The organism is Pseudomonas sp. S34, from assembly GCF_009866745.1.
GTDB classification, from domain to species: Bacteria; Pseudomonadota; Gammaproteobacteria; order Pseudomonadales; family Pseudomonadaceae; genus Aquipseudomonas; species Aquipseudomonas jessenii.
On the sequence record NZ_CP019398.1, the window covers coordinates 5,154,994 to 5,168,858 of the forward strand.

General features: G+C 60.9%; 10 protein-coding genes. All 10 read left to right on the forward strand.

What is annotated here, in order from left to right:
• Positions 1-2 precede the first annotated feature (2 nt).
• The 10 genes from PspS34_RS22985 (at position 3) to PspS34_RS23030 (ending at position 13,672) form a co-directional block, all read left to right on the forward strand.
• Entirely contained in the window at positions 3-1,172 is a 1,170-nt protein-coding gene (locus tag PspS34_RS22985; protein ID WP_102671020.1) for an alginate biosynthesis protein Alg44, read from the forward strand.
• 75 nt (positions 1,173-1,247) lie between these two features.
• Entirely contained in the window at positions 1,248-2,693 is a 1,446-nt protein-coding gene (gene algK / locus PspS34_RS22990) for an alginate biosynthesis TPR repeat lipoprotein AlgK (protein WP_223509078.1), read from the forward strand.
• Positions 2,690-4,174, forward strand: a complete 1,485-nt coding sequence (locus PspS34_RS22995) for an alginate export family protein (RefSeq protein ID WP_154860485.1) — start codon at positions 2,690-2,692, stop codon at positions 4,172-4,174. Before algK ends, PspS34_RS22995 begins: the two co-directional genes overlap by 4 nt.
• A gap of 26 nt (positions 4,175-4,200) precedes the next feature.
• Positions 4,201-5,775, forward strand: coding sequence for a mannuronan 5-epimerase AlgG (algG, locus tag PspS34_RS23000; protein WP_154860486.1), 1,575 nt, complete (start codon positions 4,201-4,203; stop codon positions 5,773-5,775).
• A gap of 10 nt (positions 5,776-5,785) precedes the next feature.
• Positions 5,786-7,234 (forward strand): alginate O-acetyltransferase, encoded by a 1,449-nt coding sequence (locus tag PspS34_RS23005; protein ID WP_154860487.1) that lies wholly within the window; start codon positions 5,786-5,788, stop codon positions 7,232-7,234.
• A gap of 8 nt (positions 7,235-7,242) precedes the next feature.
• Complete coding sequence (locus PspS34_RS23010) at positions 7,243-8,367, forward strand: mannuronate-specific alginate lyase (RefSeq protein ID WP_150814295.1); 1,125 nt, start codon at positions 7,243-7,245, stop codon at positions 8,365-8,367.
• A gap of 215 nt (positions 8,368-8,582) precedes the next feature.
• Positions 8,583-10,148: an MBOAT family protein gene (locus tag PspS34_RS23015; RefSeq protein ID WP_154860488.1), complete on the forward strand. Its 1,566-nt coding sequence runs from the start codon at positions 8,583-8,585 to the stop codon at positions 10,146-10,148.
• Positions 10,149-10,159: 11 nt separating this feature from the next.
• Positions 10,160-11,335, forward strand: coding sequence for an alginate O-acetyltransferase (locus PspS34_RS23020; protein WP_057713380.1), 1,176 nt, complete (start codon positions 10,160-10,162; stop codon positions 11,333-11,335).
• Between the two features lie 14 nt (positions 11,336-11,349).
• The gene (locus PspS34_RS23025) at positions 11,350-12,006 is read left to right on the forward strand and encodes an alginate O-acetyltransferase AlgF (RefSeq protein ID WP_057713379.1); all 657 of its coding nucleotides are present in this window, start codon (positions 11,350-11,352) and stop codon (positions 12,004-12,006) included.
• A 214-nt stretch (positions 12,007-12,220) separates the two neighbouring features.
• Positions 12,221-13,672, forward strand: a complete 1,452-nt coding sequence (locus PspS34_RS23030; RefSeq protein WP_057713378.1) for a mannose-1-phosphate guanylyltransferase/mannose-6-phosphate isomerase — start codon at positions 12,221-12,223, stop codon at positions 13,670-13,672.
• Positions 13,673-13,865: the final 193 nt, after the last annotated feature.

Sequence of the window (13,865 nt, forward strand, 5' to 3'; positions counted from 1 at the left end):
TTATGAATACCGCCGTCAACGCCAACGTAGTGCACGAATCCGAAGCCCAGCGCCAACACGCCCGAGTGAAAATCCCGGCCAAGTTGCGTTTCTTCGGCCCTGACCGGACGCCGGTCGAAGCCCGGGTGATCGATCTGTCCGCCGGTGGCCTGGCGTTCAACGCCGGTCAACTGCCGCTGAAGATGGGTGACGTGTACAAGGCCCGCCTGCAATTCGTCATCGACAACCTCGGCCTGGCCATGGACGTCGAGTTGCAGGTCCGCTCTTTCGATCGCGAGACCGGACGCGCCGGCTGCCAGTTCCAGAACCTGGAACCACGGGACATCTCGACCCTGCGCCACCTGATCACTTCGCACCTGGCTGGCGACATCGTCAGCGTGGGTGAAATGCTGGCGACCCTGCAGCGCGACAACTTCACCAAGGCGCGCAAGGTCAAGGACGGCGGCCACGGCATGTCCGCGTTCGGACGCCTGAAAGCCGTGACCTTCAGCCTGGGGATCTTCGTTGTCGGCGTGGCTGCATTCGGCTTTGTCTTCAAATCGGTGTATGGCATGTACTTCGTCAGCCACGCCCAGGCCGGCCTGGTCAGCGTGCCGGGCGTGAACATCACCATGCCTCGCGACGGCACCGTGCAGAGCCTGGTGAAAGCCGACGGCGTGGCCGCCAAGGGCGCACCGCTGGCGACCTTCAGCACCAGCATGCTCGACGTGCTCAAGGGCCATCTGGACGAAGACCAACTGCAACCGGCCAAGGTTGAAGAACTGTTCGGCAAGCAGATGACCGGCACCCTGACCTCGCCTTGCGACTGCACCGTGGCCCAGCAAATGGTCGCCAACGGCCAGTACGCCAGCAAGGGCGACGTGATCTTCCAACTGGTGCCGCGTAACAGCGAAGCCAACGTAGAAGCGCGCTTCTCCTATCGCCAGTTCAGCGACGTGCGCCCGGGTACTTCAGTGCGCTTCCAGATCGCCGGCGAGGACAAGAGCCGCACCGGCAAGATCGTCAGCAGCACCAGCCTGAAAAGCGCCGACCTGTCTTCTGACATCCGCGTGCTGATCCAGCCGGACGAAACCCTGGACAGCTCCCTCGCCGGCCGCCCGGTGGAAGTGAACAGCGACCGTGGCCCGAACCTGAACTGGCTGATCGACAAAGCCATGGCTGTCGGTCTTTAAGTCGAGGACATGCCTGTGACTATCACAAAAATTCAAAACACGCCGCAGCCCCTGTGGGAGCGGGCTTGCTCGCGAATGCGGTTTAATATTCAACATCAATGTGGGATGACACACCGCTTTCGCGAGCAAGCCCGCTCCCACATGGGGTCTCTGTGTGCTGTGGCATTGGCGGTGAGCCTGGCCGGCTGCGCCGGCCTGCCCGACCAGCGCCTGGCCAACGAAGCGCTCAAACGTGGCGATACCGCCACCGCTGCGCAGAATTACCGGCAACTGGCCGACCTGGGCTACAGCGAAGCCCAGGTCGGCCTGGCCGATCTCCAGGTCGACAGCCGTGACCCGACGCAGATGAAACAGGCCGAGGCGACTTACCGCGCCGCGGCCAGCGTTTCGCCGCGCGCCCAGGCACGCCTCGGTCGTCTGCTGGTGGCCAAGCCCGGCTCCACCGAAGCGGAACAACACGAAGCCGAAACCCTGTTGAAAAAAGCCGCCGCGGCGGGCGAAGGCAATACGCTGATCCCGTTGGCGATGCTGTACCTGCAATACCCGCACAGCTTCCCCAACGTGAATGCCCAGCAGCAGATCAGCCAATGGCGCGCCGAAGGCAAGCCGGAAGCGGGTCTGGCGCAGGTGCTGCTCTATCGCACCCAGGGCACCTACGACCAGCATCTGGATGACGTGGAAAAAATCTGCAAGGCCGCGCTCAACACCAGCGACATCTGCTACGTCGAACTGGCCACGGTCTATCAGAAACAGGCCAAGCCAGAGCAACAGGCCGAGCTGATCAAGCAGATGCAAGCGGCTCATGCCTATGGCACCGTTTCGGCGCAGCGCGTCGACAGCGTCGCCCGCGTGCTCGCCGATGCCTCCCTGGGCAAGACAGACGAGAAAACCGCGCAGTCGCTGCTAGAGCCGATCGCACCGGGCTATCCGGCGTCGTGGGTCTCCCTCGCGCAACTGCTCTACGACTTCCCCGAACTGGGCGACGTCGACCAGATGATGAAGTACCTGGACAACGGCCGCGCCGCCGACCAGCCCCGCGCCGAGCTGTTGCTGGGCAAGCTCTACTTCGAAGGCAAACTGGTGCCGGCCGACGCCAAGGTCGCCGAAGCGCATTTCCAGAAAGCCGTCGGCCGTGAAGTCGCTGCCGATTACTACCTCGGCCAGATTTATCGCCGTGGCTACCTGGGCAAGGTCTATCCGCAGAAGGCCCTCGACCATCTGTTGACCGCTGCGCGCAACGGCCAGAACAGCGCCGACTTCGCCATCGCCCAACTGTTTTCCCAAGGCAAGGGCACCAAGCCGGATCCGCTGAACGCCTATGTCTTCAGCCAACTGGCCCTGGCCCAGAACACTCCGCAAGCCACCGAGCTTGCGCAAACAATCCAAACGCAGCTGCCGCCCGACCGGTTGGCCGAGGCCCAACGCCTGTTGAAACAAGAACAGGCCGTGCGCGGTGCCCTGAGCCCGAACACGCCGGAACTGCATGCCCTGCAAGAAGAAGATGGCGAGGAATCCCAATGAAGTTGAATCCATTCATGAAGGCCGGCATCGGCCTGACATTCGCGCTGATCTGGTCTTGCCCGACGCTGGCTGCCATGACTGAAGAAACCAAGAACTTCGGCCTGGACGTAAAAATCACCGGCCAGTCCGAAGACGACCGTGACCTCGGCACCGCCGACGGCGGCGACGTCAACGGCGTCGGTCTCGACCTGCGTCCGTGGGTCTATGGCGAAAGCGGCGCGTGGAGCGCCTACGCCATGGGTCAGGCAGTGACGTCCACCGACATCATCGAGACCGACACCCTGCAACAATCCGATGGCGCCGAGAACACCGACAATGGTGATCGCGAGACCAAGAAAAACTACCTGGCGATGCGTGAGTTCTGGGTCGGCTACAGCGGCTTCACGCCCTACCCCGGCGAGATCCTGAAGTTCGGTCGCCAGCGCCTGCGCAATGACGACGGCCAATGGCGCGACACCAACATCGAAGCCCTTAACTGGACCTTCGACACCACCCTGCTGCGCGCCAACGTCGGTATCGCCGAACGCTTCAGCGAGTACCGCACCGACCTCAAGGAGCTCGCACCAGAGGACAAGGATCGCCTGCACGCTTACGCCGATGCGGCGTACCAGTGGACACCGGGCAACTGGGTGGGCATCCGCGGTCATCACACCCACGACGACGGCAAACTCGACTACGCACAACCGGGCGTGCCGAGCGATTCGCTGGACAAAAAACAAAACGGCGACATCAGCTGGCTCGGCCTCACCGCCGACAGCGACGCCTACAACTGGCGCAATACCAACACAGTCAACTACTGGGGCAGCATCACCGGCATGAGCGGCGACCGTGACACGGTCAATCCGCTGAACGCCGATGGCACCGCTCCCGCACAAGCCAAGCGCAGCGGCGATGTCGATGGCTGGGCCACCGATCTGGGTGTTCGCCTGCGCCTCGATCCGCAATGGCAAGTCGGTGCGGCCTACGCCCGCGCCAGCGAAGACTATGAACAGAACGGTCTGGAAAGTAACCGCTCGAACTACACCGGTACCCGCTCGCGCGTGCACCGTTTCGGCGAAGCCTTCCGTGGCGAAATGAACAACATGCAGAGCGCCACTCTGTTCGGTTCGTGGATGCTCAACGACGAATACGACGCCAGCCTGATCTACCACAAATTCTGGCGCGTCGACGGCAACAAGCCGGTCGGCAGCAACGGCATCGACGCTGTGCAGAACAATACCGATGACGTGACTGGCGCGATCCTCTCCAGTACGTCCCTGCCACTGAACGATGGCGAGAAAGACCTCGGTCAGGAAATGGACCTGGTGGTGACCAAGTACTTCAAGCAAGGCCTGTTGCCAGTTTCGATGAGTCAGGCGATCGATGAGCCTTCGGCCCTGGTGCGCTTTCGTGGCGGCGTGTTCAAGCCAGGCGATGCGTACGGCAAGGAAGTCGATTCGTACATGCACCGCGCGTTCATCGACGTGATCTGGCGCTTCTGATGCACATTGCGAAGGGAGTCTTCCAGATGAATCATCCAGCCCGAAAAGGCTCGATCAGCCTGCTGGCCGGCGCGATGCTGCTGGCCAGTGCGACTGGCTTCGCCAATGTGGAGCCGGCGAAGCCGGCAACCACGGCCAAGGAACTGCAACAGGCCAAGACCTACACCGTCAGCAGCGCACCGACCGGGCCGCTGGAACTGGCCACGCCGAAACTGCCGGACGTTTCCGGCTACACAGCCGAAGCCATCGCCGCGAAGATCGTGCGCAGCAAACCGGGCAAGATCAGCCTGCGCCGGATGATGCAGGAAGACGCCCTGAAGGACTTCATCGGTGGCGACAACAAGATGGCCGAGTGGGTAGTGCGTCAGCACGGCATCCCCCAGGCGATCTTCGTCGACGACGGCTACATGAACCTCAAGGACCTGGCGAAAAAGGTCCCCAAGCAGTACTTCAGCGAAACCTCGCCGGGTGTGTTCCTGGCGAAGTTGCCGATCGTGGTCGGTCGCCACGGCATCCTGGAAATCGACAAGCAGACCCAGGAACTGCGCCTGTCCCAGGAGGCCGGCTCGTTCCTGGTCAACGACGGCCAGCTGTTCGTGCGTGACACAAAAATCACTGGCTGGCGCGAGAAGGACAACGGCCCGGCGACGTTCAATTCGCCCAAGGAATTCCGTCCGTTCCTGCTGTCCTGGGGCGGCACCGAAACCTACATCGCCAACAGCAAGATCGCCAGTTTCGGCTACGCCAACAGTAAATCCTACGGCGTGAGTATTTCCCAGTACACGCCGAACATGGCCAAGGTGCTCAAGCGTCCTGAGCCGACCGGCTGGATCGTCGGCTCCGAGTTCTCGGACATGTGGTACGGCTTCTACTGCTATGAAACCCGCGACTTCGTGGTCAAGGGCAACACCTACAAAGACAACATCGTCTACGGCATCGACCCCCACGACCGTTCCCACGGTCTGATCATTGCCGACAACACGGTGTACGGGACCAAGAAGAAGCACGGGATCATTATTTCCCGTGAGGTCAACGACAGCTTCATCTTCAACAACCGCAGCTACGACAACAAGTTGTCGGGCCTGGTGATCGACCGTAACAGCGTGAACAACCTGATCGCCCACAACGAGATCTACCAGAACCACACCGACGGCATCACCCTCTACGAGAGTGCCGACAACCTGCTGTGGGGCAACAAAGTCGTCAGCAACCGTCGCCACGGCATCCGCATTCGTAACAGCGTGAACATTCGCCTGTACGAAAACGTCGCCATGGCCAACGGCCTGACCGGCGTCTACGGGCACATCAAGGACCTGAGCAACACCGACCGTGACATCAAGCTCGACCCGTTCGACGCCCAGGTGTCGCTGATCGTGGTCGGCGGTGAGTTGGCGGCCAACGGTAGCGGGCCGCTGTCCATCGACTCGCCGCTGAGTGTCGAGTTGTATCGCGTGTCCATGCTCGCCCCGACCAAATCCAGCGGCATCAGCTTTTCGGGGATTCTCGGCGAGCGCCAGGATGAAATTCTCGACCTGCTGGTGCGCCAGCAGAAAGCCGTGCTGATCGACCCCGTCGAACGCCAGACCGAAATGCGGGACTGAGGATAATCTTATGCACCCACACTTGATCAAATTACTCAGCCTGTCGGCCCTGACCGCCGGCATTCTCGCCGCCAGCGGTGGTGCTCGCGCCGATGAGGTCAAAGCGCCTAGCTTCACCGCAGAACCGTGCTGCAGCCTGTGCCCGGCCGCCCACGATGCGAAGAACTACACCACCCGTTATCAGCAGAACTTCACCACGCTGGTACAGGCCCAGGGCGACTGGTTGTTCCGTACGCAAGAAGATTTGCGCACCGAATTCGACACCACGCCCGCCGGCTACAAACGCATGAAACAACTGCACGATGCGTTCAAGAGCAAAGGTGTCGAACTGGTCGTGGTCTATCAGCCGACCCGTGGCCTGGTGAACCGCAACAAGCTCAACCCGGCAGAGAAAGCCAGCTTCGACTTCGACAAGGCGCTGAGGAACTACAAGTCCATGCTCGGTCGTTTTGCGCAGATGGGCTATGTCGTTCCGGACCTGTCGCCGCTGACCAACGAGCAACTGCCCGACACCCTGCCCGCCCACGATTTCTACTTCCGTGGCGACCAGCACTGGACTCCATATGGTGCACAGCGCACGGCGAAAATCGTCGCCGAGAAGGTCAAGCAATTGCCTGAGTTCGCCGACATTCCCAAGCGCGAATTCGAGACCCACAAGTCGGGTCGCATGGGCAAGACCGGAACATTGCACAACATGGCCGGTCAACTCTGTGGCACCAGCTACGCGATCCAGTACATGGATCAGTTCACCACCGAGCCGAAGGGCGAAGCGGGCGATGGCGATCTGTTCGGCGATTCCGGCAATCCGGAAATCACCCTGGTCGGTACCTCCCACAGCGGCAAGAACTACAACTTCGCCGGTTTCCTCGAAGAGGCCATCGGCGCCGACATTCTCAACGTGGCGTTCCCCGGCGGCGGCCTGGAAGGTTCGATGCTGCAGTACCTGGGCAGCGACGAGTTCCAGAAGAACCCGCCGAAGATTCTCATCTGGGAATTCTCGCCGCTGTATCGCCTCGACCAGGAAACCATCTACCGCCAGATGATGGCGCTGCTGGACAACGGTTGCGAAGGCAAGGATGCGCAGATGTCCGGCAGCACCACCCTGAAGCCGGGCAAGAATGAACTGATGGTCAACAGCAAAAACCTGAACCTGCAAAACGGCAGTCACCAGGTCGACATCCGCTTCGCCGACACCTCGGTGAAAACCCTGCAAGCCACCCTCTGGTACATGAACGGACGCCACGAGGACATCAAGATCGACAAACCGGAAACCTCCGATACCGACGGGCGTTTCGCCTTCGAGTTGCGCACGGACGAAGACTGGGCCACGCAGAATCTGCTGGCCGTCGAAATCCTGGGGCCTGAAAACGCCACCACGCCACAGAAAGTCGAAGCGAAAATCTGCAAACGCAACGTATTCCCGAGCGCCGAACAGCGTACTGCTTCGGTCGGGCAATGAGGTCTGCTATGCGAAATCCGATACTTTCAAAATTGTTGGCACCCACCCTGTTAAGCCTGGCGATGTTCGCCGGTGCAGCGCAGGCTGCGGCGCCACTGCGCCCGCCGCAGGGATACTTCGCGCCGATTGAAAAAATCAAAACCGGCGACAAGAGCGAAGGCTGCGATGCGATGCCGACGCCGTACACCGGCTCGCTGCAATTTCGCAGCAAATACGAAGGTTCGGACAAGGCCCGCGCGACCCTGAACGAGCAGTCGGAAAAAGCCTTCCGCGAAAGCACCGCCGACATCACCAAGATCGAGCGAGGCATCAGTAAGCGCGTGATGCAGTTCATGCGTGACGGCCGCCCGGAACAACTGGAGTGCACGCTGACCTGGTTGACCGCCTGGGCCAAGGCCGATGCGCTGATGTCCAAGGACTTCAACCACACCGGCAAGTCCATGCGCAAATGGGCGTTGGGCAGCATGGCGTCGTCGTACATTCGCCTGAAATTCTCCGACTCCCGTCCGCTGGCCAACCATCAGCAAGAGTCGCAGCTGATCGAAGCCTGGTTCAGCAAGATGGCCGACCAGGTGGTCAGCGACTGGGACAACCTGCCGCTCGACCAGACCAACAACCACTCGTACTGGGCCGCCTGGTCAGTGATGGCCACGTCCGTCGCCACCAACCGTCGCGACCTGTTCGACTGGGCAGTGAAGGAATACAAGGTCGGCGCCAACCAGGTCGACGCCGACGGCTACCTGCCCAACGAACTCAAGCGTCAGCAACGGGCCCTGGCCTACCACAACTACGCCCTGCCGCCGCTGGCGATGATCGCCAGTTTCGCCCAGGTCAACGGTGTGGATTTGCGCCAGGAAAACAACGGCGCATTGAAACGCCTGGGTGATCGCGTGCTCGCCGGGGTGAAAGACCCGGATGAGTTCGAGGAAAAGAACGGCAAGGAACAGGACATGACCGACTTGAAGGTCGACTCGAAATTCGCCTGGCTCGAACCGTTCTGCTCGCTCTACACCTGCTCGCCCGAGGTGCTGGCGAAGAAGCACAAGATGCAACCGTTCAAGACCTTCCGCCTCGGCGGTGACCTGACCAAGGTCTACGACCCGGCCAATGAAAAGGGCAGCAAGGGTTCCTAGGACAAACTCAGATCCCCTGTGGGAGCGGGCTTGCTCGCGAATGCGGTCTGACATCCACCAAAGATGTCGACTGACGCACCGCTTTCGCGAGCAAGCCCGCTCCCACACTGGGTCAGTGCAAGACGTTAGTTGAGTGTGATGCCCCCCGGATTTCCGTGGGGGGTTTGGGGGGGCCGTTGGCCCTTGACTGTTGGTTCAAACAAGGAGAGATCGGGATGGTTTTTTCGTCCAACGTGTTCCTGTTTTTATTCTTGCCGATCTTCCTCGGCTTGTACTATCTGAGCGGGCAACGCTATCGCAATTTGCTGCTGCTGATTGCCAGTTACGTGTTCTACGCCTGGTGGCGTGTGGACTTCCTCGCGCTGTTCGCCGGCGTTACGCTGTGGAACTACTGGATCGGCCTGAAAGTCGGTGCCGCCGGGGTCAGAACCAAACCGGCGCAGCGCTGGCTGCTGCTCGGCGTGGCTGTCGACCTGTGCATCCTCGGCTACTTCAAGTACGCCAACTTCGGCGTCGACAGCATCAACGCAATGATGACGTCGGTGGGCCTGGAACCCTTCATCCTGACCCACGTGCTGCTGCCGATCGGGATCTCGTTCTACGTCTTCGAGTCCATCAGCTACATCATCGACGTCTACCGTGGCGACACCCCGGCGACCCGCAACCTGATCGACTTCGCAGCGTTCGTGGCGATCTTCCCACACTTGATCGCAGGCCCTGTGTTGCGTTTCCGTGACCTGGCCGACCAGTTCAACAACCGCACCCACACCCTCGACAAGTTCTCCGAGGGCTGCACGCGGTTCATGCAGGGTTTCATCAAGAAAGTCTTCATCGCCGACACCCTGGCGGTGGTGGCCGACCACTGCTTTGCCCTGCAAAACCCGAGCACGGGCGATGCCTGGCTCGGCGCCCTGGCGTATACCGCGCAGTTGTATTTCGACTTCTCCGGTTACAGCGACATGGCCATCGGCCTGGGCTTGATGATGGGTTTCCGCTTCATGGAAAACTTCAAGCAGCCGTACATCAGCCAATCGATCACCGAGTTCTGGCGGCGCTGGCACATCAGCCTGTCGACCTGGCTGCGTGACTACCTGTACATCACCCTCGGCGGTAACCGCAAAGGCACGCTGATGACCTATCGCAACCTGTTCCTGACCATGCTGCTTGGTGGTCTGTGGCACGGCGCGAACATCACCTACATCGTCTGGGGTGCGTGGCACGGCATGTGGCTGGCGATTGAAAAAGCCATCGGCCTGAACACCTCGCCACGCAGTTTCAACCCGATCCGCTGGGCACTGACCTTCCTGCTGGTGGTGATGGGCTGGGTGATCTTCCGCGCGGAAAACCTGCACGTCGCCGGGCGCATGTACGGTGCGATGTTCAGCTTCGGCGACTGGTCGCTGTCGGAACTCAACCAGGCCAGCCTCACCGGTCTGCAAGTGGCGACCCTGATCGTGGCCTACGTGACCCTGGCGTTCTTCGGCCTGCGCGATTTCTACACCAACCAGCCTCCGGTCAAGACCAAGCCTGCCGTGAGCGCCGACACCGACGGCCCGGCCGCTGCGACACCGGGAACGATCAAGGCCGCGCCTGGGGATAACCCGGCGAGCATCCACCAGCCAGGCTACACCGTCGGCGTCGAAGCCCAGGTGCAACCGGCCTACTGGACCGCTGACTGGTCGCGTTACGTGATGCGTGCGCTGGTGCTGCTGCTGTTCATTGCCTCGATTCTCAAACTCTCGGCGCAGAGCTTCTCGCCGTTCCTTTACTTCCAGTTCTGAGGGATCTGACCATGACCCGCTCATTACGCATCTTCTACATCGCGCTGTTCCTGGTGACCTTGCTGGTGCTCGGTCTGTGGTCGGTGCGCAGCTTCTTCGGCTTCAGCACCAACGCCGATGCGACTGTGCTCAACGGCCGCTGGAGCAAAGCCGTGGAAACGCACTACGACGACGAGTTCCCGATCAAACGCCTGGGCACCAACCTCTGGGCCGCGCTGGATTTCAAACTGTTCAACGAAGGTCGTCCGGGCGTGGTGCTCGGTCGCGACCAGTGGTTGTACAGCGATGAAGAATTCCACCCGGTAGTCAACGAAGAGCTGAACCTGCAAGGCAACTACGCGCTGGTCGAAGGCGTACGCCAGACCTTGAAGGAAAAAGGCGTGCAACTGGTGATGGCGGTGGTGCCGGCCAAGGTGCGCCTGTACCCGGAACACCTCGGTGAAGTGAAACCGGCGAGCATCCACGCCAACCTCTACAAGGACTTCCACCAGCGCCTGGCCGCCGACCGTATTCCGGCCCCTGACCTGCTCGGCCCGCTGCAACAGGCCAAGCAGAATGGCCAGCAAGTGTTCCTGCGCACCGACACCCACTGGACACCGCAAGGTGCCGAGATCGCCGCCAACCGTCTGGCCAGGACCATTGCCGACAAGTATCCGCTGAGCGGCGAGCCCCAGCGTTTCGTCACTGAACCTGCCGAAACCATTACGCACAAGGGCGACCTGCGTCTGTTCCTGCCACTGGACCCGCTGTTCGAAAACCTGATGCCTAAACAGGAGCAATTGCAGAAGCGCAATACGGTCGTGGCTGAAGATCAATCCGCCGGTGACGACGCGCTGTTCGCCAACACCGAAGTGCCGGTGGCCCTGATCGGCACCAGCTACAGCGCCAACCCCAACTGGAACTTCGTCGGGGCGCTCAAGCAAGCGCTGAACAGCGACGTGGTCAATTACGCCGAAGACGGCCACGGTCCGATTCTGCCGATGCTCAGCTACCTCAAGAGCGACGCCTTCAAGAACAGCCCGCCACAGGTGCTGATCTGGGAGTTCCCTGAACGATATCTGCCCGTGAACAACGAAATCGGCGACGCCGACCCGCAGTGGGTCGCAGAGCTTAAACAAGCCGGCGCCCGCCAACAAAACGTAGCTGCAAACACTAAATCCGAGACGCCCGACCGGGCGCAAAACTGAAAGAGAGGTACACCATGACTTTCACTACAACTCCTCGTCGTCTCGCTAAAAGCTTTGCCCTGGTTGCCGGCCTCAGCGTGCTGTCGGTACAGGCTTTCGCCGCAGGCGACGCCGCCCTGTACGGCCCGACCGCACCGAAAGGCTCGACCTTCGTGCGTATCTACAACGCCGGCAACGCCGAAGTCAGCGCCACCGTCGGCAGCACCAACCTGAGCGACGTCGCGCCACTGTCCAGCACTGACTTCAGCTTCATGCCGGGCGGCGACTACAGCGCCAAGGTTGGCAGCCAGACCCTGCCGGTGAAACTGGCCGGCGACCACTATTACACCCTGGTCAACAACGCCAGCGGCGCCCCGCAACTGATCGAAGAGCCGCCGTTCAAGAACAAACAGAAGTCCCTGGTACGCGTGCAAAACCTCAGCGACAAGGCGCTGACCCTGAAGACCGCCGACGGTAAGACCGACGTGGTCCCGAACGTTGCGCCCAAGGGTCGCGGCGAGCGTGAAATCAACCCGGTCAAGGTCAGCCTGGCCTTGTACGACGGCACCACCAAAGTCGGCGACGTGAAACCGGTCGCCCTGGAACGCGGTGAAGCCGCAGTGCTGTACGTCACTGGCAGCGGCAGCAGCCTGTCGCCGGTCTGGGTGAAACGCCCGGTGTCGACGCGCTAATGAATTTGCCGGATTGACCCCAATCCCCTTGTGGGAGCGGGCTTGCTCGCGAATACGGATTCACATTCAACGATGATGTTGACTGACCCACCGCTTTCGCGAGCAAGCCCGCTCCCACAGTAGATCGAGTAGTCAATCCGGACGCGGAACAAAAACAAGAGTGAAACGACAGAACGCAGTAGCTCTAACCAATCGATTTTCAAGGAGTAAAAACATGATTCCGGTGATCTTGTCAGGTGGTAGTGGCTCACGTCTTTGGCCGCTTTCCCGTAAGCAATTCCCCAAGCAGTTCCTGGCCCTGACCGGCGAACACACCCTGTTCCAGCAAACCCTGGAACGCCTGGTGTTCGAAGGCATGGATTCGCCAATCGTGGTCTGCAACAAGGACCACCGCTTTATCGTCAACGAGCAGTTGGCCGCGCGTAAGCTGGAAACCCAGCGCATCCTGATGGAACCGTTCGGTCGCAACACCGCGCCGGCCGTGGCCCTGACCGCGTTGATGCTGGTCAACGAAGGTCGCGACGAGCTGATGCTGGTGCTGCCGGCGGACCACGTGCTGGAAGACCAGAAAGCCCTGCAACGCGCCCTGGCCCTGGCCACCGTCGCCGCCGAAAACGGTGAAATGGTGCTGTTCGGCGTGCCGGCCACCAAGCCGGAAACCGGTTATGGCTACATCAAGTCGACCAACGACTCGCTGCTGCCTGAAGGCGTCAGCCGCGTCTCGCACTTCGTCGAAAAGCCCGACGTGAAGCGCGCCACCGAGTTCGTCCAGTCCGGCGGTTACTTCTGGAACAGCGGCATGTTCCTGTTCCGCGCCAGCCGCTTCCTTGAAGAACTGAAGAAGCACGATCCGGACATCTACGACACCTGCGTGCTGACCCTGGAGCGCAGCCACCAGGATGCCGACACCATCACCTTCGACGAAGCCACCTTCGCGTGCTGCCCGGACAATTCCATCGACTACTCGGTGATGGAAAAAACCCAACGCGCCTGCGTCGTGCCGCTGACCGCGGGCTGGAGCGATGTCGGCTGCTGGTCGTCGCTGTGGGAAGTCAATGCAAAAGACGCTAACGGCAACGTCACCAAAGGCGACGTGGTGATCCAGGACAGCAAAAACTGCATGATCCACGGCAACGGCAAGCTGGTGTCGGTGATCGGCCTGGAAAACATCGTCGTGGTCGAAACCAAGGACGCCATGATGATCGCCCACAAGGACAAGGTCCAAGGCGTGAAGCAGATGGTCAACACCCTCAACGAACAGGGCCGCAGCGAAACCCAGAACCACTGCGAGGTCTACCGTCCGTGGGGCTCCTACGACTCGGTGGACATGGGCGGCCGCTTCCAGGTCAAGCACATCTCGGTCAAACCGGGGGCTTGCCTGTCGCTGCAGATGCACCACCACCGCGCCGAGCACTGGATCGTGGTCAGCGGCACCGCCGAGGTGACCTGTGACGAGAACGTGTTCCTGCTGACCGAGAACCAGTCGACCTACATTCCGATCGCTTCGGTTCACCGTTTGCGCAACCCGGGCAAGATTCCGTTGGAGATCATCGAAGTTCAATCGGGCAGCTACCTGGGCGAAGACGATATCGAGCGGTTTGAAGATATCTACGGGCGCTCGACGCCGGTCGAGCGTGGCGTGTCGGTGAAAACCATCGCGCAGTAACGTTCAGTAAAACAAGAAGCCCCCGTCCAGCCTGCTGCGTTCCCTATCCGCAGCAGGCTGGGCGGGGGCTTTTTTTGTCTGGCTTTTTGCAGTGCCTCGACTGGCCTCTTCGTGAGCAAGCTCGCTCCCACAGGGTGTTGGGTTGATCACATATTTTGTGCTCGGCTCGGTACACTGTGGGAGCGAGCTTGCT

Excerpts from the sequence above, each read along its gene's own strand:
- PspS34_RS22985 (WP_102671020.1), top strand. The coding sequence starts at position 3 with ATGAATACCGCCGTCAACGCCAACGTAGTGCACGAATCCGAAGCCCAG.
- algK (WP_223509078.1), top strand. The coding sequence starts at position 1,248 with ATGCGGTTTAATATTCAACATCAATGTGGGATGACACACCGCTTTCGC.
- PspS34_RS22995 (WP_154860485.1), top strand. The coding sequence starts at position 2,690 with ATGAAGTTGAATCCATTCATGAAGGCCGGCATCGGCCTGACATTCGCG.
- algG (WP_154860486.1), top strand. The coding sequence starts at position 4,201 with ATGAATCATCCAGCCCGAAAAGGCTCGATCAGCCTGCTGGCCGGCGCG.
- PspS34_RS23005 (WP_154860487.1), top strand. The coding sequence starts at position 5,786 with ATGCACCCACACTTGATCAAATTACTCAGCCTGTCGGCCCTGACCGCC.
- PspS34_RS23010 (WP_150814295.1), top strand. The coding sequence starts at position 7,243 with ATGCGAAATCCGATACTTTCAAAATTGTTGGCACCCACCCTGTTAAGC.
- PspS34_RS23015 (WP_154860488.1), top strand. The coding sequence starts at position 8,583 with ATGGTTTTTTCGTCCAACGTGTTCCTGTTTTTATTCTTGCCGATCTTC.
- PspS34_RS23020 (WP_057713380.1), top strand. The coding sequence starts at position 10,160 with ATGACCCGCTCATTACGCATCTTCTACATCGCGCTGTTCCTGGTGACC.
- PspS34_RS23025 (WP_057713379.1), top strand. The coding sequence starts at position 11,350 with ATGACTTTCACTACAACTCCTCGTCGTCTCGCTAAAAGCTTTGCCCTG.
- PspS34_RS23030 (WP_057713378.1), top strand. The coding sequence starts at position 12,221 with ATGATTCCGGTGATCTTGTCAGGTGGTAGTGGCTCACGTCTTTGGCCG.